General features: G+C 63.6%; 14 protein-coding genes. 9 read left to right on the top strand and 5 right to left on the bottom strand.

The window, feature by feature from the left end; all coding sequences use genetic code 11:
- Positions 1-3: 3 nt before the first annotated feature.
- The 3 genes from FFI87_RS09075 (at position 4) to FFI87_RS09065 (ending at position 2,957) form a co-directional block, all read left to right on the top strand.
- Positions 4-930, top strand: coding sequence for a sugar kinase (locus FFI87_RS09075; RefSeq protein WP_138847625.1), 927 nt, complete (start codon positions 4-6; stop codon positions 928-930).
- Positions 931-1,118: 188 nt separating this feature from the next.
- On the top strand, positions 1,119-1,661 hold the full coding sequence (locus FFI87_RS09070) for a hypothetical protein (protein WP_012363973.1): 543 nt from the start codon (positions 1,119-1,121) through the stop codon (positions 1,659-1,661).
- Between the two features lie 111 nt (positions 1,662-1,772).
- A complete protein-coding gene (locus FFI87_RS09065) occupies positions 1,773-2,957 on the top strand; it encodes a cystathionine beta-lyase (protein WP_138847626.1) in 1,185 nt (394 codons plus the stop codon).
- Positions 2,958-3,032: 75 nt separating this feature from the next.
- Here the strand turns inward: FFI87_RS09065 and serB are convergent, their stop codons facing one another.
- Both serB and FFI87_RS09055 read right to left on the bottom strand, forming a co-directional pair.
- Positions 3,033-3,878, bottom strand: coding sequence for a phosphoserine phosphatase SerB (gene serB / locus FFI87_RS09060; protein ID WP_138847627.1), 846 nt, complete (start codon positions 3,876-3,878; stop codon positions 3,033-3,035).
- A 189-nt stretch (positions 3,879-4,067) separates the two neighbouring features.
- Positions 4,068-5,009: a LysR family transcriptional regulator gene (locus FFI87_RS09055; protein ID WP_138847628.1), complete on the bottom strand. Its 942-nt coding sequence runs from the start codon at positions 5,007-5,009 to the stop codon at positions 4,068-4,070.
- Positions 5,010-5,132: 123 nt separating this feature from the next.
- Here FFI87_RS09055 and FFI87_RS09050 point away from each other — a divergent pair, with 123 nt between their 5' ends.
- The 3 genes from FFI87_RS09050 (at position 5,133) to FFI87_RS09040 (ending at position 7,546) form a co-directional block, all read left to right on the top strand.
- Positions 5,133-6,149, top strand: a complete 1,017-nt coding sequence (locus FFI87_RS09050; protein WP_012363969.1) for a zinc-binding alcohol dehydrogenase family protein — start codon at positions 5,133-5,135, stop codon at positions 6,147-6,149.
- Positions 6,150-6,309: 160 nt separating this feature from the next.
- Complete coding sequence (locus FFI87_RS09045) at positions 6,310-6,861, top strand: DUF6013 family protein (RefSeq protein ID WP_012363968.1); 552 nt, start codon at positions 6,310-6,312, stop codon at positions 6,859-6,861.
- A 211-nt stretch (positions 6,862-7,072) separates the two neighbouring features.
- Complete coding sequence (locus tag FFI87_RS09040) at positions 7,073-7,546, top strand: PliI family lysozyme inhibitor of I-type lysozyme (RefSeq protein ID WP_138847629.1); 474 nt, start codon at positions 7,073-7,075, stop codon at positions 7,544-7,546.
- A 43-nt stretch (positions 7,547-7,589) separates the two neighbouring features.
- On the opposite strand, the gene FFI87_RS09035 is transcribed toward FFI87_RS09040, so the two are convergent.
- Together FFI87_RS09035 and FFI87_RS09030 are read right to left on the bottom strand one after the other, a co-directional pair.
- Entirely contained in the window at positions 7,590-8,393 is an 804-nt protein-coding gene (locus tag FFI87_RS09035; RefSeq protein ID WP_138847630.1) for an ABC transporter permease, read from the bottom strand.
- Positions 8,390-9,091: an ATP-binding cassette domain-containing protein gene (locus FFI87_RS09030; protein WP_138847631.1), complete on the bottom strand. Its 702-nt coding sequence runs from the start codon at positions 9,089-9,091 to the stop codon at positions 8,390-8,392. Before FFI87_RS09030 ends, FFI87_RS09035 begins: the two co-directional genes overlap by 4 nt.
- 151 nt (positions 9,092-9,242) lie before the next feature.
- Between FFI87_RS09030 and FFI87_RS09025 the strand changes: the two genes are divergently transcribed.
- Positions 9,243-11,540 (top strand): AsmA family protein, encoded by a 2,298-nt coding sequence (locus tag FFI87_RS09025; RefSeq protein ID WP_138847632.1) that lies wholly within the window; start codon positions 9,243-9,245, stop codon positions 11,538-11,540.
- A 127-nt stretch (positions 11,541-11,667) separates the two neighbouring features.
- Here the strand turns inward: FFI87_RS09025 and FFI87_RS09020 are convergent, their stop codons facing one another.
- On the bottom strand, positions 11,668-12,120 hold the full coding sequence (locus tag FFI87_RS09020) for a lipocalin-like domain-containing protein (protein WP_138847633.1): 453 nt from the start codon (positions 12,118-12,120) through the stop codon (positions 11,668-11,670).
- 167 nt (positions 12,121-12,287) lie between these two features.
- Here FFI87_RS09020 and FFI87_RS09015 point away from each other — a divergent pair, with 167 nt between their 5' ends.
- Both FFI87_RS09015 and FFI87_RS09010 read left to right on the top strand, forming a co-directional pair.
- On the top strand, positions 12,288-13,880 hold the full coding sequence (locus tag FFI87_RS09015) for an ABC-F family ATPase (protein ID WP_138847634.1): 1,593 nt from the start codon (positions 12,288-12,290) through the stop codon (positions 13,878-13,880).
- Between the two features lie 814 nt (positions 13,881-14,694).
- Positions 14,695-24,033, top strand: a complete 9,339-nt coding sequence (locus tag FFI87_RS09010) for a hemagglutinin repeat-containing protein (RefSeq protein ID WP_138847635.1) — start codon at positions 14,695-14,697, stop codon at positions 24,031-24,033.
- Positions 24,034-24,037 lie beyond the last annotated feature (4 nt).

The raw sequence follows: 24,037 nt of genomic DNA, 5'->3' as shown, positions 1-24,037 counted from the left end.
GCGATGACCGCCGCATTTCCGGAGATCCTCGCGCTCGGCGAGGCGATGATCGAATTCAACCAGTCGCAGCCGGGCCGTCCCGAGTTCCTGCAGGGCTTCGGCGGCGACACGTCGAACTTCTGCATCGCCGCGGCGCGGCAGGGCGCGTCGACGGGCTTCGTGTCGGCGATCGGTGACGATCCGTTCGGCCGCTTGCTGACCGGCATGTGGGCGGCGGAGCAGGTTGACGCGACCTACGTGCGGATCGACCGGACGGCGCCGACCGGCGTGTATTTCGTCACGCACGGCGCTGACGGCCACCAGTTCGACTATCTGCGCGCGGGCTCGGCGGCGAGCCGCTACACGGTGGCCGACCTGCCGCTCGACGCGCTGGCCGCGGCGAAGGCGGTGCACCTGTCGGGCATCAGCCTCGCGATCAGCGCGGCCGCGTGCGACGCCGCGTTCGCGGCGATCGACCATGCGCGCAGCAACGGCGCGCAGGTCAGCTTCGACACGAACCTGCGCCTGAAGCTGTGGCCGCTGCCGCGCGCCCGCGCGGTGATGCGCGAGGCGCTGCGCCAGACGGACATCTGCCTGCCGAGCTGGGACGACGTCACGGCGCTCACGGGCGCGAACGATCGCGACGCGATCGTCGATGCGATGCTCGAGCACGGGCCGCGGGTCGTCGCGCTGAAGCTCGGCAAGGAAGGCGCGTATGTCGCGACCCCGAACGAACGGCGCGTGGTGCCGGGCTTCGCGGTCGAGGCCGTCGATGCGACGGGCGCGGGCGACTGCTTCGGCGGCGCGTTCGTCGCGCGGATCGTCGCGGGCGACGATCCGTTCGCGGCCGCGCGTTATGCGAACGCGGCAGCGGCGCTGTCGACGACGGGCTACGGCGCGGTCGCGCCGATTCCGCACCGCGAGGTGGTGGAACGTCTGGTGCAGGGCTGACGCGGAGCCCGCACGCCGGCCGCGCGACGCGCTCATTCGAACCTTCGGATGACGCGCGATCTGAACGGGGGCGGGCGGTGCGCGTTCCGCATCGGCCGCTGCCAAACGCTCGTGACGATGTGCATCGGCGACGAGCGACTCATCGCGGCATTTTTCGAGCGAATCTGAAGCAAGGGAGCAAACACAAGGTGGGTCGATATCTGGAATGGCAACGGGCGCTGGTAATCGCCGGCGCGCTGGTGGCGGGCCTCGCGATGCCTGGCGTGGTCGCGGCCCAGCCCGTCGCGCCGGGCACGCAGCAGGATGAAGCGGCGCCCGTACGGCCGCTGCGGCCGAACCCGGAATTCGCCCGCCTGCCGCGCTACGAGGGCACGCTCGGCGACCGGCCGATCGTCGCGCATCTCGGCCCGAAGACGGACGAGGAAGGCGTGCACGGCGAATACCAGTTCACCGATACGGGCGAGGTGATCCTGCTCGCCGGCGATCGCGACGGTGACACGCTCGAAATCGAGGAATCGAACGACGGCACGAACATCACGGGCGTGTGGATCGGGCGCTTCGATTCGACGGGCGAGCTGAAGGCCGACCGGATGAACTCGGACGAATCGGATCCGCAACCGGTCGTGCTGCGCGCGGCGCCGGGCAAGCGCGCGGCGCTGCAGGTACGCGACGGCCGCGTGCAGGAAATCGAGACTGTCGGCGGCATCGTCAACCTGCGCACCGACGACTGAGCGCGCCGGCTCGGTGCGCGCGGCGCGCATTGTACCGGGCCAACCGCGCCGAATTTGGCTAATCTAGCGACACATTCCGCAACCGAACGGCCTTTCCCCGGGCCTCCTGCCATGACTGCATCCACTCCGAAGCGCGCACTCCAGACCCGCATCGTTCAACCCGACGACGTCATTCCGGACGGCTTCCGTTCGTTCGTGCCGCCGGTTGCGCGTGCCTCGACGGTCGTGTTCCCCGATCTCGCGACGATGCGCGCGCTGGTCTGGCACAACGACAACCAGTGGCGCTACGGCCTGCACGCGACCCCGACGTCGCTCGCGCTCGCGCAGCGGCTGGCCGAGATCGAGGGCGGCACGCATGCGCTACTGCAGCCGTCGGGCCTCGCGGCGATCATGAACGTCTATTTCGGGATCGTGAAGGCGGGCGACGACGTGCTGATCCCGCACAACGTCTACGGGCCCAACGCCGATTTCGGCAACTGGCTCGCGAAGGATTTCGGCATCACCGCACGCTTCTACGATCCGCTCGTCGGCGCCGGGATTGCCGAGCTGATCCAGCCGAACACGCGCTTGATCTGGATCGAGGCGCCGGGCTCGGTGACGATGGAAGTGCCCGACGTGCGCGCGATCACGACGGTCGCGCAGGCGCGCGGCATCGCCACCGCGATCGACAACACGTATTCGGCCGGGCTCGCGTTCAAGCCGTTCGAGCATGGCGTCGACATCTCGGTGCAGGCGCTGACCAAGTATCAATCGGGCGGCAGCGACGTGCTGATGGGCGCGACGATCACCGCGAACGCGGAACTGCACGCGCAATTGAAGCTCGCGCGGATGCGCTGCGGGATCGGCGTTTCGGTCGACGATTGCTCGCTCGTGCTGCGCAGCCTGCCGAGCATGCAGGTGCGCTTCGATGCGCACAGCAAGAGCGCGCTGGCGCTCGCGCAGTGGCTGAAGGCGCGGCCGGAGATCGCGGCCGTGCTGCATCCGCAGTTGGCCGATTGCCCGGGACACGCGTCGTTCGTGCGCGACTTCACCGGCGCGGGCGGGCTGTTCTCGGTGGTATTCGATGAACGCTACGGCAGCGAGCAGATCGATCGTTTCGTCGAGGCGCTCGAACTGTTCGCGATCGGCTGGAGCTGGGGCGGCGCGTGCAGCCTCGCGATGCCTTACGACGTGGCATCGATGCGTGCGGACTGGCCGCATCGCGGCACGCTGGTGCGCTTCTACGTCGGTCTCGAGGACGAAGCCGACCTGCGCGCGGACATCGAGCGCGCGCTGCAGGCGACGCTCGGCCGGTAAAGAAACCGCGGCGAAAAACACAACGCCGGCGCGAGGCAACTCGCGCCGGCGTTTTTCATGGGCGGCTTGCGCGGATCAGAACAGCCGCAGCAGCCCGTCGAGGCCGACATGGTCGAATGCGACGGTGGCCGCACCGCGCACGACGGGCTTCGCGTGGAATGCGACCGACAGCCCGGCTTCGGCCATCATCTTCATGTCGTTCGACCCGTCGCCCATTGCGATCGCGCGGGTAGGCTCGATGCCGAGCGATGCACAGGTCTCGCGCAGCAGGCGCGCCTTCACGTCCGCGTTGACGATCTCGCCGAGCACCTTGCCGGTCAGCTTGCCGTCGACGATCTCGAGCGTGTTCGCATGCGCATAGTCGATGCCGAGGCGTGCCTTCAGGCGCTCGGTGAAGAACGTGAAGCCGCCCGACACGAGCAGTGTCTTCAGGCCCGCGGCCTTCACGCCGGCGAGCATCTTCTCGGCGCCCGGCGACAACTGCAGCCGTTCCTCGTACACGCGCTCGAGCGCCTGCGCGTCGAGGCCCGCGAGCAGCGCGACGCGGCGCGTGAGGCTTTCGTTGAAGTCGCGGATCTCGCCGCGCATCGCCGCGTCGGTGATCTCCGCGACCTGCGTCTTCAGCCCGCAGAAATCGGCGATCTCGTCGATGCATTCGATCGTGATCAGCGTCGAATCCATGTCCATCACGGCGAGCCCGAAGTCGCCGAGCGTGCGGCCGGCTTCGACGAAGCCGAAATCGAGCGCATGCGTGCCGCAGTACGCGTCGATGTCGAGACGCTGCGCGGGGTTCGCGTTTTCGATGCGCAGCGCGTGTTCGTCGGTCTGCACGATGCGGGTGCCGCGCGACAGCGCGAGCAGCGGTTTGTGATGCGCGTCCGACAGCGGCGCGAGACTCTGGATGACGAGGTTGTGGGTCATGGCGGAATGATTGAAAGCGAATGAAACGCGTGCGCGGCCGGCATGCGACCGCCTGCGAACGCGGGCCCTGTCCGGCGTCGGGCCGCTGCGTCGCGAACGCGCCATTGTAGCCGGTTGGTATCCGGTCGCGGCCGGATCGCCGCGGATGACCGGCCAGCGTCGGCGTCAGCGCCGCTCACCGGATGGCGTTCAGTGTTCGTCCGCGCGATCCCAGTAAGGCGGATTGCCGAAGTGTTCGGCCAGGAACGCGATGAACGCGAGCGTCTTCAGCGGCACGTGCGCGCGGCTCGGGTAGACGGCCCAGATCGCGACATCGTGCGCGAACGGGTAGTCGTCGAGCACGGAGACGAGCGTGCCGTCCGCGAGCAGCGGGCCGACGTCCCAGGTGGACTTGATCGCGATGCCGAAGCCGTCGACGAGCGCTTCGCGGATCGCCTCGCCGTTGCTCGCGACGAGCCGGCCGCCGACCCGCACGGTGAGCGGGCCCTGCGGCGTGACGAACGACCAGTCGCGCTGGTCGCCGAGGATCACGCATTCGTGCTGCGCGAGCTCGGCCGGATGGCGCGGCGTCCCGTGTTCGGCGAGATACGCGGGCGAGCAGCACAGCACGCGCCGGTTCGCGGCGAGCTTGCGCGCGACCAGCGTCGAATCCTTCAGCGCGCCGAGGCGGATCGCGACGTCGTAGCCGTCGTCGACGAGATCGACGATTTCGTCGGAGAGCCGCAGGTCCAGCGACACGGACGGGTAGCGGCGCAGGAACGCGGGAATCACCGGCGCGACGTGCTGGCGGCCGAACGACGACGACATCGACACTTTCAACCGTCCATACGGCTCGCTGCGGCCGTGGCCGACCGACGCCCGCGCGGCGTCGGCGGCCGACAGCAGCGCCTCGGCCCGGGTCATGAAGACTTCACCGTCCTGCGTGAGGCTGATGCGACGGGTAGTGCGATGCAGCAATCGCGCGCCGAGCTGGCGCTCGAGCTGCGCGATGCGCGCGCTGGCGACCGCGGCCGACACGCCGAACTCCCGCCCGGCGGCCGTCACGTTCGCCAGCAGCGCGGCGCGCACGAACAGGCCGACGTCGAGGAGGTCGAGCGGCTTGTCCGGAGCCGGAATCGGATCGGAGCCCATTGTTCTGAAATTCCTGAAAATGTTTCAGGAAATATAGCGGTTTTCTCGAAAGATCGGGCGGCCTACGATGGCATGCATGGGGCTGCGCCGCGGCCCGCCCGATTTCCCTGAAGGAGTTTCGTGATGAAAGCCGTTGGACTGACCCGTTACCTGCCGATCGACGACCCGCAGGCGCTGCTCGACGTGGAGCTGCCGCAACCGGTGCCGGGCCCGCGCGACCTGCTCGTGAAGGTCGAGGCGATTTCCGTGAACCCGGTCGACACCAAGGTGCGCGCGCCGAAGGCGCAGGTCGAGGAAGTACCGCGCGTGCTCGGCTGGGATGCGGCCGGCACGGTCGTCGCGGTCGGTGCCGAGGTCACGCTGTTTCGGCCCGGCGACGAGGTGTTCTACGCGGGCAGCATCACGCGCGCCGGCGCGAACAGCGAATTCCATGTGGTCGACGAGCGGATCGTCGCACGCAAGCCGCGCACGCTCGATTTCGCGGCGTCGGCCGCATTGCCGCTCACCGCGCTCACCGCATGGGAGGCGCTGTTCGACCGGCTGCGCGTGTCGCCGCAGGGCGCGGACGCGGGCAAGTCGGTGCTGATCATCGGCGGCGCGGGCGGCGTGGGGTCGATCGCGATCCAGCTCGCGAAGACGCTCGGCAAGCTGCGCGTGATCGCGACCGCGTCGCGCCCGGCGTCGGCCGAATGGGTGCGCTCGCTCGGCGCGGACGACGTGGTCGACCATTTCGGCGATCTGCCCGCGCAGTTGCGTGACATCGGCCATCCGGAGGTCGACTACGTGCTGATCTTCAACGACACGGACCATCATTTCCCGGCCGCGGCGGAAGTCATCCGGCCGCAGGGCGGCATCTGCACGATCGTCGAGAACGGCAAGCCGGTGCCGGTCGAACTGCTGAAGGCGAAGAGCGCGGCGTTTCACTGGGAATTCATGTTCACGCGCGCGATGTTCGAGACGCCGGACATGATCGAGCAGCACAAGATCCTGAGCGAGGTCGCGCGGCTCGTCGACGGCGGCACGCTGCGCACGACCGTCGGCGAGCAGCTCGGCACGATCAACGCGGCGAACGTGCGGCGCGCGCACCAGTTGCTCGAGGGCGGCCGCGCGATCGGCAAGCTGGTGCTGAGCGGCTTCTGAGCCGGCGTCGCGCGTAAGGGCGGCTGCGTCGCGAACGCAAGCGGGGTAACACCCGATGCGTTTGCGGCGCATTGCATCCCGCTTGGCGGTAGACTGGCAACGCATCATGCATCGAAAACCGCGCGGCACGCGCGTGTCGCCGCATTACAAGGAGGTCAGCATGAGCCAACGCAGCTTGTCAGTCGCCGCATCGTGGTCGGCCGTGTTCGCGGCGGCGTGCGTCAGCGCGAGCGTATTCGCGGCGCCGCCGGTCAAGGGCAGCCTGAAGGGCGGCGGGACAGGGCAGCTCGAATACACCGTCAAGGTCGACTCGAAGACCTTCGGCAATACGCAGGAGACCCGCAAGATCCGCTCGGGCGAAACGGACGACTTCAACTGGAAGTCGGTGCCGCCGGGCGGCGCGGTCGCGATGCCGGACGGTTGCCCGAACGCCGACAACCTGCCGCGCGACGCGAACGGCGCGATGGTGCGCCAGACCCAGGTGCGGCTCGCGCCGTCGGTCGACGCGAAGGGGATCGCGAACGTGCAGATGAGCTTCCAGGCGGCCGCGCCGAAAGGCACGCGCAACGCGAGCGCGGGCGGCAAGTCGCTGCAATGCCCGGACGTCGTGTCGGTGAGCCAGGTCAAGTGGGTGTCGATTTCGACCAATGGCGGTTCGAAGACGGTCACGATGAGCGACGGCACCAGGGTGACGGTGTCGATCAAGCACTGAGCGCAGTGCGCGGGCCGGCCGCGGCCGGTGCGTGCGCAACCAATCGCGGAGCGTTGCAGAGCCGCGCGCGACGGTTACGTGGCGCGCGGCTTCGGGCTTTTCATCGTTCATCGTTCGACGTTCGACCTCGTCAAGCCCGACGTGCGTGACGTCACGCAGGTGTCACGCTATCCTCGCGGCATCCGCCACCTCCTTCCCCGAACGACATTCCATGAAACATCGCATGCGCGCGCTGCTGTCGGCCGCTGCGTTCGTCGCCGCCCATGCGCAGGCGGCCGACGATTGCAGCTTCGTGAAAAAAATCGAGCTGCCGTCACGGCAGCAGACCGCCGTCGTGTCGAGCGGCGCGCTCGAACCGTGCTCGACGGGCAGCTATGCGGTGCGCGTGTATTCGACTGCGCATGCGGCCGCCGGCTTCGATACGGACGACTACGTGACGGGCGTGCTGCATGCGCGCGACGGCACCGTCGCCGATGCGTTCACCGCCAACCTCGGCGCGCGTGCGCCGCAGGCGCTCGTCGTCACGACGCGCTCGGCCGGCAGCGGCGGTTATGTCGGTGCGCAGGCCTATGTGACGACGCCGCGTGCAGTGCGGCTCGTCGCGTCGGTCGACGGGCTGGCGCCCGATGCCGACGTGATGGCCGCGTTGCGTCAGGCGCTCGGAAAGCGCCGCGCGGGCCGCTGACCGCCCGCCGCGCGAAGGCCGCGTGCGTGGCGGCAGGCGCGCGTCACGGCGCGCGTTCCTCGAGCCGCGACGCGAGAAAGCGGTGATCGGCCGAGAACAGCCGGCGATACGTCATCAGCACCGCGCCGACGGTACCGAGCGCGGATGCCGCGGCGATCAGGAACATGATCACGATCTGATAGCGCACGGCCTGCAGCGGCGACTGGCCGGCCAGCACCTGACCCGTCATCATCCCCGGCAGGCTCACGACGCCGACCACGGCCATCTGGTTGAGCGTCGGCAGCATGCCCGCGCGCACCGCTTGGCGCGCGGCGTCCTGCGCGGCTTCCCAGCGCGTTGCGCCGAGCGCGAGTGCGGTCTCGACGCGATCGCGCCGCGCGGTCAGTTCCTCCATCATCCGCTCGACGCCGAGCGACACGCCCGTCAGCGTATTGCCGAGGATCATGCCGAGGATCGGGATCACATATTGCGGCGCGTACCACGGATGAATGCGGATCACGACGAACAGGCCGATTGCCGCGACGAACCAGCTGCTGAACCAGATCGACGCGATGCTGTCGACGCGTTGTCCGCGATACGCATGCTTGCCGCGACCGGCGCCCGCCAAGCCGGCGATCAACGTCATCAGCGCGGTGATCGGCAGCACGACGCTCCAGTGCGGATGGCCGAACACCCAGCCGAGCACGTAGCCGATCGCGAGCAGCTGCACGACGGTGCGCACGGCGGCGAGCGCGAGCTTGCGCCCGAGGCCGAGCGACAGCGCGGCCGAGATCGCGCCGTTGACCGCGACGAGGGCGGCGGCGATGCCGACGTCGACGAGACTCAGTTCCTGCAGGGACGGGCTCATTGCGCCGCCTGCGCCGCGCGCGCGGCGTGCAGCACGCCGGCCTGCATCACGAGCCGCATCGTGCCGATCCGCGCGGCCTGCGCCGGATCGTGCGAGATCCACATGTACGCGCGCGCGTCGGGCGCCGCGTCGAACCACGCGCCGACGAGCGCTTCGATTGCGCGCGTCGACTCGGGGTCGAGCGCGGATGTCGGCTCGTCGAGCAGCAGCACGTCGGGATCGAGCTGCAGCACGCGCAGCAGCGCGGCGATCTGCGCTTCGCCGCCCGACAATTCGCTCGCACGCTTGTCGAGAAAGTCGGCGCCGCGACCGGCGCGCGCCGCGAGTGCTTCGGCGCGCGCACGGTCGAACGTCGCGTCGCGATAGATCGCGAGCGAGTACGGGTAGCGCAATTGCGCTTCGACGGTGCCGTCCATCTGCGCGGGCCGCTGGCGCACGTACGCGACACGGCGCCGGTAGCCCGGAATCGCGCCGCGCCGGATGCGCTTGCCGCGCCACAGGATGTGACCGCCGTCGAGCGGATCGAGCAACGCAAGCGCGCGCAGCAGCACGCTCTTGCCGGAACCCGACGCTCCCGTGATAGCAATTCGCGATCCCGCGGCGAGGCTGAAGTCGGTCGGCGTCAGCAACGTCTTGCCGCTGCTGGCGTCGCGGCGCGTGATCTGTTGCGCATCGATGAGGCCGGTGGGGACGGTCATGTCACAAATGAAAAAAAGCGTTAATGGCGCCGAAGCATTGGCGCCGCGTGCGCCATAATACCGATTGAAAGCCGCCGGTGTCGTGTTCGATTCACTCACGGGAGGGGCCCGACATGGCGCGCACACTCTGCAGAACAACAACGGAACCGCCATGACGCTAGCTCGAGCCATCGGCAAGTCGGCTGCATGGATCGTCGGTATCGTCGCACTGATCATCGCGGCAACCGGCGTCTTCATTTTCACGTTCGACTGGAACCACGCGAAACCGTGGGTCAACGAACATGTGAGCACCGCACTTGGCCGTTCGTTTGCGATCCACGGCGATCTCAGGGTCGACTGGCATCGCCCGCAAGGCGAGACCGGCTGGCGCGCATGGGTGCCCTGGCCGCGCTTCTCGGCCACGCAGCTCGAGATCGGCAACCCCGACTGGGCGAAGGGCCCGAAGTTCGTCACGCTCGACGCCACCCACTTCGATCTCGCGATTCTCCCGCTCTTCACGCACCAGATCGTCATTCCTTCGATCGACGCCGTCAATCCCGCAGTCGACCTCGAGCGGCTCGCCGATGGCCGCAACACGTGGACCTTCGAATTCAAGCAATCGGGCAAGCCGACGCGGTGGAACCTGCGGCTCGACAGCTTCGCGTTCGCGAAGGGGACCATCGTCTATCGCGACGCGATCACCCAGGCCGATCTCACGATCGCGGTGGATACGCTCGGCCATCCGATTCCGATCGGCGACGTGCTGAAGGAGCAGGAACAGACCTCGCTCGCGGCGTCCGCCCAGCATGTCGGCAAGCAGGGGGCCGCGCAGATGGCCGCAAAGGCGCATGCGGAGGCCGCGTCGGCTGCGTCGGGTGCATCCGCCGCACAGGGCGCGAGCGCGGCATCGACGCCCGTGGTCGCATCGGGGGCGGCGTCTGCCTCCGCGGCCAGGGCGGTCTCGTCAGCATCGACGGCGGTGCCGGCATCCGCCGCGAGCGGTGCATCCGACGCCGCGGTGCCCGCGAAGTCGGAGCCGACGTATGCGTTCGGCCTCAAGGTCGACGGCCGCTACAAGAACGTGCCGGTGACCGGCACCGGCAAGGTGGGCGGCGTGCTGGCGGTCGAGAGCGCGACGCAGCCGTTCCCGCTGCAGGCCGACGTGAAGGCCGGCGATACGCGGCTCGCGATCGTCGGCACGCTGACCGATCCGCGGCATCTCGCGGCGCTCAACCTGCGGCTGTGGCTGCAGGGCACGTCGATGTCGCACCTCTACCAGCTCACCGGCATCACGCTGCCCGACACGCCGCCGTATGCGACCGACGGACGGCTGATCGGCAACTTCAATCCGCCCACGAGCACGTTCCGCTACGAGAACTTCAAGGGCCGCGTCGGCGGCAGCGATCTGCACGGCACGCTCACATGGGCGCAGCGCAAGCCGCGACCGAAGCTGTCGGGCGAAGTCGTGTCGAACCTGCTGCAGTTCTCCGACCTCGCGCCGGTGATCGGCGCCGACTCGCCTGCGAGCAAGGCGAAGCGCGGCGACACGACGCGCCAGCCGCCGGACCGCGTGCTGCCGGTCGCGGCGTTCCGCACCGAGCGCTGGAGCGCGATCGACGCGGACGTGAAATTCACCGGTCGCAAGCTGATCAAGAGCCCGCAGTTGCCGATCACCAACCTGTACACGCACATCCTGCTGCAGGATGGCGTGCTGACGCTCGAGCCGCTGCAATTCGGCGTTGCTGGCGGTACGCTCGCGACGAATGCGCATCTCGATGGCAGCCGCACGCCGCTCAAGGGCCGCTTCACGCTGAGCGCGCGCCATCTGAAGCTCAAGCAGCTGTTCCCGACGCAGAAGGTGATGCAGACCGCGCTCGGCGAGATCAACGGCGATGCGTCGCTGTCGGCGACCGGCAACTCGCCGGCCGCGCTCGCCGCGACGTCGACCGGCGAGGTGAAGGCGCTCATCACCGACGGCCGCATCAGCCTGCTGCTGATGGAGGCGGCGGGCCTGAACGTCGCAAACGTCGTCTACGAGAAGCTGTTCGGTACCCGCGACGTGAAGATCAATTGCGCGGCGTTCGATTTCGTCGCGAACGACGGCATGCTCGAGCCGAAGGTCTTCGCGCTCGATACGGACGACGCGCTGATCAACGTCGACGGCCCGGTCAACCTGCGCGACGAATCGGTCGACCTGAAGATCCATCCGCACACGAAGGGTTTCCGGATCTTCTCGCTGCGCTCGCCGCTGTACGCGAAGGGCACGTTCAAGAATCCGAAGGTCGGCGTCGAGGCGGGCGCGCTCGCGCTGCGCGCCGGCGCGGCGGTCGGGCTTGGGCTGATCAACCCGTTCGCGGCGCTGATCCCGCTGATCGCGCCGAGCAATAACCGCGACGTGCCGTGTTCGCAGCTGTTCGCGCAGATGAAGGCCAAGGCGGCGGAGAAAGAAGCGGCGAAAGCCGGCAAGTGACCGGCGGCGGCGGTGCGGCAGGCGGGACGGCACGGCGCCGCGCTGGCCGGCCGCGCTCGTTGCGACGCTGGCGCGGTTATTCCGTCTGGTCCCGCCACCGTCGCGCCGTGTCTCCAGTGGCCGCTGCTCAGCGGCGGGCGCGCACCCAGACGAGGACCGCGTCAACCTCCCGGCCGCTGATGACGACGGGCTCGGCCGTGCCGAGTTGCAGCCGGTCGCCGTCGATACTCACCACGCGCTGCTGGACGTTGCCGATCCAGTTCGGATACAGGCTCACGTCCATTTCATGGGTCAGCGTGCCGTTGTCGTCGACGTTAAAAGGGCCTGAATATGCGATGTAGCCGTGGGCCGCGGCGGCGCGTTCCTCGACGCTGCCGCCCTGCAGATCGCCGTCCGCATAAGGGGGGCGGCCGGGCGCCATCAACTGCGCGGACATGTAGCCGTCCGGCGTGTACAGGATCCAGCCGCGCGCGTCGCGGCCGAGCGGGTAGGTGACGGTGCCGCCGTCGCGCGGGCGGATTTCGTAGGACACGAGGCGCCACGCGCCGACGAGTTGTTCTCGAAGCTGGCTGGTTGGCATGCGGGGTTCCGGTGTGACGGCGATGGCGCGTATGCCGTCGTGTTGACGGGGCAGCGGGCACCGGGCAACGACCGTAGCGCGGGTGCGGCGGCGGCGTGGTCGGCAGTTTCTCCGACACCTGCTAAAATACACGGTTTTCCGTCGATTTCTCTCTTACGGGACCTGCCGTGCTTTCTACTGCCAACATCACGATGCAATTCGGGCCGAAGCCCTTGTTCGAGAATATCTCGGTCAAATTCGGCGAGGGCAACCGCTATGGTCTGATCGGCGCGAACGGCTGTGGCAAGTCGACCTTCATGAAGATCCTGGGCGGCGACCTCGAGCCGAGCGGCGGCAACGTCGCGCTGGAGCCGAACGTGCGTCTGGGCAAGCTGCGCCAGGACCAGTTCGCGTATGAAGACGTGCGCGTGCTCGACGTCGTGATGATGGGTCACACCGAGATGTGGGCCGCGATGACCGAGCGCGACGCGATCTACGCGAACCCGGAAGCCACCGACGACGACTACATGCACGCGGCCGAGCTCGAAGGCAAGTTCGCCGAATACGGCGGCTACGACGCCGAGGCGCGCGCGGGCGCGCTGTTGCTCGGCATCGGCATCGAGGAGAAGTTCCACAACGGCACGATGGCCGACGTCGCGCCGGGCTGGAAGCTGCGCGTGCTGCTCGCGCAGGCGCTGTTCTCGAAGCCGGACGTGCTGCTGCTCGACGAACCGACCAACAACCTGGACATCAACTCGATCCGTTGGCTCGAGCAAACGCTCAACGAGTACAACTCGACGATGATCATCATCTCGCATGATCGTCACTTCCTGAACTCGGTGTGCACGCACATGGCCGACATGGACTTCGGCACGCTGAAGGTCTGGCCGGGCAACTACGACGACTACATGCTCGCATCGGCACAGGCGCGCGAGCGTCAGGCCGCGGCGAACACGCGGGCGAAGGAACGCGTGGCCGAGCTGCAGGACTTCGTGCGCCGCTTCTCGGCGAACAAGTCGAAGGCTCGCCAGGCAACGAGCCGCGCGAAGCAGATCGACAAGATCAAGATCGAGGAATTCAAGCCGTCGTCGCGTCAGAACCCGTTCATCCGCTTCGAGTTCGACAAGAAGCTGCACAACGTCGCGGTGGTTGCCGAAGACATCACCAAGAAGTACGAGCGCACGATCTTCCAGAACTTCAACCTGTCGGTGCAGCCGGGCGAGCGCATCGCGATCATCGGCGAGAACGGCGCGGGGAAGACGACGCTGCTGCGTTCGCTGCTCGGCGCGCTGCCGCTCGATCACGGCACGGTGAAGTGGTCCGAGAACGCGAATGTCGGCTACATGCCGCAGGATACGTACGAGGAGTTCCCGAACGACATCACGCTGATGGACTGGATCGACCAGTACCGCAAGGACGGCGATGACGAGACGATGGTGCGTGGCACGCTGGGCCGCCTGCTGTTTTCGTCGGACGACATCAAGAAGTCGGTGAAGGTGCTGTCGGGCGGCGAGAAGGGCCGCATGATCTGGGGCAAGCTGATGCTCGGCCGCCACAACGTGCTGCTGATGGACGAGCCGACCAACCACATGGACATGGAGTCGATCGAGTCGCTGCAGATCGCGCTCGAGCAGTTCGAAGGCACGCTGATCTTCGTGTCGCACGACCGCGAGTTCGTGAGCGGGCTGGCGAACCGGATCATCGAAGTGCGCACGGACGGCACGCTGTACGACTTCGGTGGCAATTACGAGGAGTTCCTGACGAGTCAGGGACAGGAGTAATTGTCCTGAGTTTGTCCCAAGACCACCGTTCATGCGTCCCGAATAGCCCCACAGAATTGTCCCATTGGGACAACGGCAGTGTTGCTCTGTAGAGGACACTAGACGGGGCGCGTAACGCGTATCGCCAGAAACACGAAAGGCCCACATCGGCAGTTTGTCGGTGTGGGCCTTCTTGTTTATACGCACTTAGCCAGTTTGCGTGCGGTGGTGCTAGTATCAAATTCGTTTTTTTCTTACAGAATTGATAACAGCACGTGGCGTGTATTGTTACTTATCCAATATCCGGTAGAAGAAAACGGCTATCGGGGCAACGATGCACGGAAGAAACGTAAGGCGGCTGACTTTAATGAGATTGCCTCAGCTATAGAAAGTCATGTCAACGGGCTTCTATAAAAACAGCAAGAGCCTGTTTGCTCGTATAGCTATGACGAGGTAGTGCGCGCGCCTGGATATCTGTTGAAGCGTAGCCCAACCATAATCTCGAATTAACATTCTAAAAAATCATATAAAAATGTTAATTCTCTTTTCTCAAAAAAATCCATCGCTTCTCAGAGCGGAAAATCAGTCCTCAGCTCGCTGATCTAACGATTTGTGACACTGTGGATCGCTCAGCGTCTGCTACGATCGCGCAGAAGGATCACGGAAGACCAACTGTGTGTGCGCTTTGATGTTGGGGCGCTTAGCATAGCCGTGTGTAGACCTTTGCGAATCCTGCGCAGCACCGGCCGTGGTTGCGCGTAACGTCAACCGGTTCAGTCGGATGTCGATTCCAGTCAAAAATTGAAGCAGCGACGCGACTTGCGTCGAACGAAGAATGAATAAAAACCGCTATCGGGTTGTGTATAGTCGCGTACGTGGCGCGATGATGGTCGTTCAGGAAAACGGCAGCTCGCCGCGTGCAGCCGGAAATCCGCAGCGCGTAAGTGCGCCGCTGAACGCGCCGGGATTGCGCGTCGTGTGGCAACCGATCGCGATGGCAGCAGCGTTGCTGTTCGGCATACCGGTATTCAGCTTCGCGCAAATCGTTCCGACTCCGGGCACAAGCACGCACGTAATCCAGACGCAGAACGGCATCCCGCAAGTGAATATTGCCGCACCGTCCGGCGCCGGTGTCTCGGTCAACACGTACAACCAGTTCGATGTACAAAAACCCGGCGCGATCCTGAACAACTCGCCGACGATCGTGAATACGCAGCAGGCGGGGATGATCAACGGCAACCCGAATTTCGGGGCAGGCCGGTCCGCGCGGATCATCGTCAACCAAGTCAACAGCAACGCACCGTCGCAACTTCGCGGTTATGTGGAGGTGGGAGGCAATCGGGCTGAGGTAATCCTGTCGAACAGCGCAGGTATTCAGGTCGACGGCGGCGGGTTCATCAATACGTCGAGAGCTGTCCTCACAACGGGAACGCCGTATTACGGCGCAGACGGGTCGCTCGGTGGATTCAACGTATCGCGCGGCCTGATTTCCGTAAGCGGTGCTGGCCTTAATGCGTCGAACGTGGATCAGGTTGACTTGATTTCTCGCGCCGTACAGGCCAACGCTGCCATTTACGCGAAAAATCTGAACGTGGTCGCCGGGGCTAACCAAGTCAACCACGACACGCTTGCAGCAACGCTGATTGCTGGCGATGGTGCCGCACCCGCTATCGCGATCGACGTGAGCCAACTCGGCGGTATGTACGCGAACCGCGTGTTTCTCGTGAGCAACGAGTTCGGGGTCGGGGTCGCGAATGCCGGAACGATCGCTGCGCAAGCAGGTGATCTGACGCTGCAATCCAACGGCCAGCTTGTACTCACGGGCAAGACAACGGCGAGCGGCAACCTTACCGCAACCGCGAACAGTGTTCAAAACGCCGGCACGACATATGCGCAACAGAGCGCAAACGTTTCGGCAGCCGGTACGTTGTCGAACAGCGGCACGCTCGCCGCTCAACAGAACACGACGATCAACGCGGGCATCATCAATTCGACGGGAACGCTCGGCGCAGGTGTAAACAATGACGGTTCTGTCGGAAAAAGCGGCGACCTGAATTTGTCGAGCACAGGGCAATTGACGGCGACCGGGCAGAACGTCGCGGGCGGTAGCGCGTCGATTTCGGGCGCTGCCGTCAACCTGGCGGGTAGTGAAACGGCCGCGAACGGCAATCTCACGCTGAATGCGAACGCAGGCGACTTGAACCTCTCGAACGCCACGACGAGTGCGCAGGGCGTAGTCAATGCGAACGCAGCAGGCGCATTGATCAACGATCACGGTAGCCTGTCGAGCCAAGGCGGTACAACGCTCACTGCGGGCAGCATTTCGAACCAAGGTGGCAAGGTTTCGGCACAAGGTCCGCTGAGCGTGCAGTCGAACGGCGCGATCTCGAATCAGGGCGGCACGCTGGTTTCCGAAAATGCGATGCAGGTGCGTGGTGGCGCGATCGCGAATAATCAAGGCACGATCCAGAGCGCGGCCGGAATGAATATTTCGGGTAGTTCGCTGGACAACAGTGCCGGTCGCGTTACGTCATTGAATTCGGATGGTCTGTCGATCACGACGGCAGGGCAATTGACGAACGCGGCTGGTACGACCGCACTTGGCGCACAAGGCGGCGTCATCGGCGGCAACGGCGGTGTGACGGTGCAATCCGGCAGCGTCGTGAACCACGGCACGGTCAGTGCACAAACGAACCTGCAAGTTGATTCGCAATCACTCGACAACGGCAGCGGTACCTTGTCGGCTGCGCAAAATGCAGTGATCAATGCTGGCGCGCAATTGACGAATCATTCCGGCAGCATCGCGGCCGGACAATCGGCAACGGTGAATGCAGCATCGCTGAGCAACGACGCGGGTTCGATACAGGCCAACCAGTTGTCTTTCGGGGCGACGAATTTGTCGAACCACGGTGGCACGATTACGCAAACCGGGACCGGCGCAATGAATGTCGCTGTCTCGAACACGCTCGATAATTCGAGCAACGGCGTTATTCAGACGAACAGCACCGACCTGAACCTGACGCCTGCGACGCTGATCAACGATCACGGAAAGATTACGCACGCAGGCAGCGGTACGTTGTCGATCACAACCGGTGCGATGTCGAACCAAGGCGGCACGATCGCGACCAATGGCGCGTTGAGCGTGAAGGCTGCGGCTGTATCGAATAGCGCCGGTACACTGGCCGCACAGCGACAGGCTGCGCTCTACGTTCAATCGCTCGATAACCATGCAGGTGGTTACGTCGGTGCCGACAGCATCACGCTGAAAGCACAAGGCGCGATCGATAACCGCGCGGGCACGCTCGAAGCGAACAATGGCGTTTCGGTGACAGCCGACAGCCTCGCGAATGATGGAGGCTCGCTTAAAAACGTGGGTACGGGCGCGCTGTCGGTCACGACGGCAAACGCGCTGACGAATACGGCTGGCGGCACGATCGGCGGCAACGGTGACGTTTCGGTGTCTGCGGGCAGTATCGATAATTCCGGCGGTTCGTTGCTTGCAGGCCAGTCGCTGACAGCGCAGTCGAACGCCCAAATTGTGAATGCCGCTGGTCTTGTTCAGGCGAACGGGAATCTGTCACTTCGTGCGCAAGGTGCCGTGACCAACAGCGCGGGCCAAATTGAAGCGAACGGTGCGACATCCATCCTCGGCGTATCGGGTTCCAGCGTCGATAACAGCGATGGTCGAATCGCCAATATCGGCAACGGTGCGACGACGATCGACGGCGGCGCATCGATCACGAACACGAACGCGTCTGGTAAAGCGGGTGCGGGCACAATTGGCGGAAATGGCGATGTTACGCTGACCACGCAAGCACTCACCAATGCACAAGGCGGCCAGACGCTGGCGGGACACGACCTGACGTTGAATGTCGCGAGCAACGCGAACAATGCGGGTGGCGTGCTGTCGGCGGCGAACAACCTGACGTTCAATGGTGCGAACGCGGCGCTGTCGAACCAGAATGGTTCGGTGCGGGCAAACGGGGCGTTGTCGTTGATGGCCGCATCGATTGACGACACGTCTGGCAAGATCGGTAACGACGCCGGTAGCGGCGGCAGCGTGTCGATTCAGACCGGCGCACTGTCGAATCAGGGCGGCGCGATCGGTAGCGATCAAGACCTGACGCTGAACACGGGTACGTTGTCCGGCGACGGTTCCATCATCGCGGGTCGCAACGGCTCAATCACGCTCGCGGGCGACTACACGCAGACGGCAGCGAACAAGCTTCACGCAAACGGCAACCTGAATTTCACTACGTCGGGCAAGCTGACGAACCAAGGCGTAATGGATGCCAATGGCGCGCTCACGGTGAATGCGGCGAACGTCGATAACCAGAGCGGTGCGGATTTGAATTCCGCAAACACGACGGTCAACGCGAACGGCGGCACGATCGATAACGTAGGCCGCATCGAAGGCGATTCGGTTACGACGAACAGCGCGACGTTGAACAACACCGGCACCGTGATCGGTGCCAACGTAACGGCGAATGCCAATACGATCACGAATACCGGCGCTGCTGCCGTATTTGCTGCTGCCAATCGGTTGAATCTCTACGCAACGAATCAGTTGTTGAACACGGGCGGTGCGAACCTGTTCAGCGTCGGTGATATCAATATCGCGGCGAATGGTCAGCGCGACGCAAAGGGCTTGCTCGCGAACCGCACGCAAAATGTGCTGAACGATCAATCGACGATCGAAGCGCAAGGCAACGTCGAACTCGCGGCCGGTACCTTCACCAATACGCGTCCTGCACCGACGGTCACGACCGAAACGACGAGCACGTCGAGCAAGCACGAAACGAAGCGCCAGAAATACATCGTGTGCGCGACGATGAATGCTGACCCGAACGGCGGCTGCTCGCAGGCGATGTGGGTGAACGGCTACAAGACTCCGCTGACGTCAACCTATAGCCCTTCGCAAGTGGTATCGGAAACGTCCGGGACGAACGCGACCGACAAGGTATTGGTCGTGAACGTGAATGGAAAGCAGCAGACGATTTACTACAACACGCTGACGAACAACGCGGACGGTACGGTTACGGTCAACTATTGGGATGCCTACGACCCGCACGTCAACTACGTTCCGGATACGGAATATACGACGCGCAGTGACGGCCATAACGGCTATCAGCGGGTCGAAATCTGGCGCGATACGACTTCCACGATTGAGCAAGACAAGGTAATGAGTCAGGCGCAGCAAGCGCAGCTTGTCGCGGGCGGCAGTATCACGATGGCGAACGTCGGCACGATCAACAACGAATACAGCGCGATCACGGCTGGCAAGTCGATTCAAATCGGCAGCACGCAACAAGGCGGCTCTGTTGGCAGCGGAAGCTACGGCGGCACGACGGTGAACAACGTTGGTCGGACGCTGTATCAGTATCAGACCGACAACATCGTATCGATGTACGCGTGGAACGAGGACACGACGCAGGATCGCGGCACGATCGTTGAACCGTCCGTTGTGCACACACCGATTGCTATCGGTGGAACGGGCGGCACGATCATCGCGAACCAGTCGGTGTCGATCGACGCGCAGAACGTCAATAACCAGAACGTCGCCGCGCAGAATTCGGCTACCGGTGCGACAGGGGGCACGCTTGGCAACAACGCGGCCAATCAGGGTGTATCGGGCACCAATCCGTCCAAGGTCGGCGCGGCGAGCGGAACGACGACAGTTCCGGCATTGCAATCGGTCGCGAGCGCGACCGGTGCTTTGTCGATCACGTTGCCGACAAGCGGGATGTATTCGATTCATCCCGCGCCCGGTCAGCCGTATCTGATCGTCACCGACCCGCGTCTGACGAGCTATACGAAGTTCATTTCGAGCGATTACATGCTCGGCCAGTTGAACCTGAACCCGGCGAGCATTGAGAAGCGGTTGGGTGACGGGATGTACGAGCAGCAGATGGTGCGTAACCAGATTACGCAGCTGACCGGCCGTACATTCCTGCCGGGTTACGCCAGCGCCGAGGATGAGTATCGTGCCCTGATGACGAACGGCGCGAACTACGCGAAGGAATTCGGTTTGGTGCCCGGGATGGCGTTGACGGCTGCGCAGATGGATGCCTTGACGAGCGATATCGTGTGGCTCGTTGACCAGACCGTGACGCTGCCTGACGGCAGCACGACGCACGTGCTGGCCCCGGTCGTTTATATGGCGCAAACGCATGCGAACGATCTGCAACCGACTGGTGCGTTGATCGCGGCGGACGATGTCGAAATTCATACGGTCGGCAGTGCGACCAATTCGGGTGCCATCAAGGGTGGCTCGAAAACCGTCTTGACCGCAACGGATATTTTGAATCGCGGTGGCACGATTTCGAGCAGTGGCACCAACGGTACGACGGTCGTGTCGGCGAGCAATGACGTAGTGAACGCATCCGGGATGATTACGGGCAATCGCGTTGCCGTGATTGCTGGCCGCGATATCGTCAATACCACGCTGGTCGACGCGGGTGGCGTTTCCGCTGCTTCTGGCAATAGCAAGGTCAATACGGGCCTTTTAGGGCAGCAGGGCACTATCGCTTCGAACGGCGACATGATCGTCAGTGCCGGTCGCGACCTCACGATACACGGCGCGAATCTGTCGGCGGGCGGTGACGCACAGGTAACAGCGGTACGCAACATCAACGTCGATACGATTCAGTCGAACACTTCGCAATCGATGACGAAGAATGCAAATCATCATTGGGAAGAAAACAGCACGACCAACGAGACGAGCGCAATTTCCGCGAATGGCAATCTTGCGATTCAAAGCGGCAACGATGCGACATTCAAGGGAGCGGACGTAACGGCCGGAAAAGACCTGAGCGTTATTGCTGGTGGTAATCTCACGGCAACGACCGTGACCGACACCGCACGCTACAACAACGTCGCGACAGACGACAAGACGCGTAAGGAAGTCGATCGCACTTACGATGAGCGGGCGGTCGGCACGACTTTCTCGTCTGGCGGAAATGCCATGCTTGCAGCAGTCAGCGCGGACACGAACAGAGGCAATGTGACGTTGACCGGCTCGTCGTTGACGGCAGGTATCACGAATGGGAAGGACAACGGCACGGGCGCAGCCACCATCGCGGCAACAGGCAATGTCAACATTAACGAAGGTCGCGAAGAGCACGATAATTTCGTTCAGACGCAAGCCAAACGCGGCAGTTTCGTTTCCGGTTCCACCACGGACACGATGCAGGACACGCACGCGAATGTCGGCGTCGCGAGCACCGTGTCGGGCGATACTGTTTCGATCCGTTCGGGCAAGGATTTGACGGTACAAGGAAGTAATGTCGTCGGTACAAACGACGTGAGGCTCGCTGCTGCGGGCAATGTGAATATCACCACGTCGCAGGACACGCAAACGTCCGAAAGCTATTATTCGAAGCGTGAATATGGCTTCCTGTCGGGCCTGAATCCATTGAATCAGCTTGACGGCGGATTGCAGGGCTATACGATCGGCGTGCGCAAAACCACAGATGCGCAACAGGCGACACAGGTCACGAACAACGGCAGCATGATTGGTTCGCTAAATGGCAACCTGAACATCAGTGCGGGCAAGGATTTTCATGTCACCGGCAGTACCATACATGCCGGGAATGACATTAATCTCGGAGCTACGAAAGTAACGATTGATGAGGCGCGAAACACCGCTACACAGAACGAGCAGCAGACGTTCAGTCAAACGGCAATTTCTGCGGGCATAAGCAATCCCGTTATCGCTGCAGTGCAGACGGCAAACCAGATGCGCAAGGACGTTAAGCAGACCAAGGGCGATGCGCGGCTTAATGCGCTCGCCGCCGCAACGACTGGTCTTGCTGCGAAGAATGCCTACGATGCTGTCATGAGTGATCCGACGAGCGTGGGCGGCGTCGGCATTAATGTGTCGCTTGGCACGAGCCACAGCAATAGCAGTTCATCGGCGTCGTCCAATACGGCAGTCGGCAGCACGGTATCGGCGGGCCATAATTTGAACATCGCTGCAGCCGGAGCAGGGGCCGATAGCGATATCAATGTGACCGGCAGTACTCTCAGCGCAGGTCATAATGCGACGTTGAACGCGCAGGGCGATATCAATCTGCAAGCTGCGCAAAATACCGACAGCCAACAGAGCAAGAACAGCGGATCAAGCGCCAGTATCGGCGTGACGTTCGGCGTCGGCAAATCGAACGGCATTTCGTTTCAGGCTGGTGTCTCTGGTACGAAGGGGCATGGCGACGGCAACGATACGACGTGGACGAACACAAACGTTGCAGCGGGCAACAAACTCACATTGGAGTCGGGCGGCGACACGAACCTGACCGGCGCTGTCGCGAGTGGTAAGCAGGTCATCGCTGACGTTGGTGGTGATCTGAATATCAAGAGCTTGCAAGACACGAGCCATTACGATTCGAAGCAAGCGAGCGGCGGTGTGTCCGTCAGTGTCTGTGTGCCGCCGATTTGCTACGGCGCATCGAGCGTGGCCGGGAATATCAGCCAGCAGAAGATGAATAGCGATTACGCGGCGGTCGGCGAACAGTCTGGTATCAAAGCTGGCGACGGCGGATTTCAGGTCAACGTGAACGGCAATACCGATCTGAAGGGTGGGGTCATTGCGAGCAGCGATAAAGCTGTTCGGGATGGTGTGAACAGCCTGACGACGGCAACGCTCACGTCGAGCGATATCCAGAATCACGCGTCGTACGATGCTTCTTCGATGGGCATTTCGGGCAGCTATGGCGGCGGTACAGGGAAGAATCAGAAAGGCACCGCTGACAACGTAAACCCGGTTCCGGGTACGACGCTGCCGAAGACCAACGGCGGTAGTGCACCGGGTTTGCAGGTCGCACCGCCGATCGCGATGAGCGCGTCCGATGATGCTAGTTCGGTAACCCGCAGCGGCGTAAGCGGCGGCGCGCTGACGATTACTGACAGCGCGACGCAGCAGCAGTTGACGGGCCAAACTGCAGCTGAAGCCGTCGCGAGTATCAACCGCGATACGTCCAACACGGGCGGTGCGCTCGCACCGATCTTCGATAAGGACAAGATTCAGGCTGGCTTCGACATCACGAGCCAGTTTGTGAATCAGGCTGGCACTTTCGTGACCAACCGCGCGAAGGAAGCGGATGCGGCAAAAGCGGCTGCAAACGATCCAAATCTTACGCCGGAACAACGAGCGGCGGCGCAGCAACGTGCCGATCAGTTGACCGCAGAGTGGGGGCCTGGCGGCACGTATCGTCAGGTGCTGACTGCGCTCACGGTAGCGGCGGGTAGTAACGTAACGGGCGGCATGGGTCAACTCGCGCAAAATGCGACGATCGCATACGTGCAACAGCTTGGTGCGAATCAGGTCAAGCAAATCGCCGACAGCCTTGGCAGTGAAGAGGCGCGCGCAGCACTTCATGCGATCGTAGGATGTGCTGGCGCGGCGGCAGGCGGTCAAGCGTGTGGCGTTGGCGCAATGGGAGCCGCCGCAAGCTCGGTAATCGGAAGCTTGATGGCTCCGACGACCAATATGTCTTCAGAGGAGCGCGAAGCTCGCGACAACCTCGTGTCGAGCTTGGTTGCTGGAGTCGCCGCGATATCGGGTCAGGATATCGCGACGGCAGCAGGTGCAGCTAAGATCGAAGTCGAGAATAATCAGATAGCGCCGCCACAGATGGCGCCGCCGCCCACTTGGCTGTCAGGATTCAAGCTGCCGGGTTTCACGGGACAAAGCCGAGACAAGGGTGACAATGCCATTATCGACAATTCGACCGACCTTGATTCGAGTGCGAAGGCCGGACCGCTGATCAGTCCGCTTGGTGCTCAAAGAGCGGTTGAGGCCATCATCACGGCGCTCACGCCTGACTGGCTTCAACAGATGATGAATGATCCGCTCACGATGGCGGGTTACAAGCCGAATCAAGGCGGCGTCGGTAACATGGGCGCGTTTTTGGGTACGCCGGGGTTTGGATCGGACCTCAAAGATGCCTCGCAAAAGACGAGGCTGACACAAATCGACGGTCAGAGCATTTATAAGGCTACGGACAATGTAGGCGCCATCAGGCAGGGCGATTATTTTTACCTCGATGGAATGCACAAGGATCACCTTGAAGTATTTGATAGTAGGGGGAGATTCAGTGTCGTCGTGAACTTGGATGGGACGGTGAACCAGTCCAAAACGAATGCAGGGCAAGGACGCAGGATTAACGTTAAGTGAGAGC

Origin of the sequence: Burkholderia sp. KBS0801 (genome assembly GCF_005937855.2) — a bacterium.
GTDB lineage: Bacteria > Pseudomonadota > Gammaproteobacteria > Burkholderiales > Burkholderiaceae > Burkholderia > Burkholderia ambifaria.
Note: the sequence above shows the minus strand (reverse complement) of the source record. Positions and strands in the feature narration are given on the sequence as shown.

Excerpts from the sequence above, each read along its gene's own strand:
- FFI87_RS09075 (WP_138847625.1), top strand. The coding sequence starts at position 4 with ATGACCGCCGCATTTCCGGAGATCCTCGCGCTCGGCGAGGCGATGATC.
- FFI87_RS09065 (WP_138847626.1), top strand. The coding sequence starts at position 1,773 with ATGACTGCATCCACTCCGAAGCGCGCACTCCAGACCCGCATCGTTCAA.
- serB (WP_138847627.1), bottom strand. The coding sequence starts at position 3,878 with ATGACCCACAACCTCGTCATCCAGAGTCTCGCGCCGCTGTCGGACGCG.
- FFI87_RS09055 (WP_138847628.1), bottom strand. The coding sequence starts at position 5,009 with ATGGGCTCCGATCCGATTCCGGCTCCGGACAAGCCGCTCGACCTCCTC.
- FFI87_RS09050 (WP_012363969.1), top strand. The coding sequence starts at position 5,133 with ATGAAAGCCGTTGGACTGACCCGTTACCTGCCGATCGACGACCCGCAG.
- FFI87_RS09045 (WP_012363968.1), top strand. The coding sequence starts at position 6,310 with ATGAGCCAACGCAGCTTGTCAGTCGCCGCATCGTGGTCGGCCGTGTTC.
- FFI87_RS09040 (WP_138847629.1), top strand. The coding sequence starts at position 7,073 with ATGAAACATCGCATGCGCGCGCTGCTGTCGGCCGCTGCGTTCGTCGCC.
- FFI87_RS09035 (WP_138847630.1), bottom strand. The coding sequence starts at position 8,393 with ATGAGCCCGTCCCTGCAGGAACTGAGTCTCGTCGACGTCGGCATCGCC.
- FFI87_RS09030 (WP_138847631.1), bottom strand. The coding sequence starts at position 9,091 with ATGACCGTCCCCACCGGCCTCATCGATGCGCAACAGATCACGCGCCGC.
- FFI87_RS09025 (WP_138847632.1), top strand. The coding sequence starts at position 9,243 with ATGACGCTAGCTCGAGCCATCGGCAAGTCGGCTGCATGGATCGTCGGT.
- FFI87_RS09020 (WP_138847633.1), bottom strand. The coding sequence starts at position 12,120 with ATGCCAACCAGCCAGCTTCGAGAACAACTCGTCGGCGCGTGGCGCCTC.
- FFI87_RS09010 (WP_138847635.1), top strand. The coding sequence starts at position 14,695 with ATGAATAAAAACCGCTATCGGGTTGTGTATAGTCGCGTACGTGGCGCG.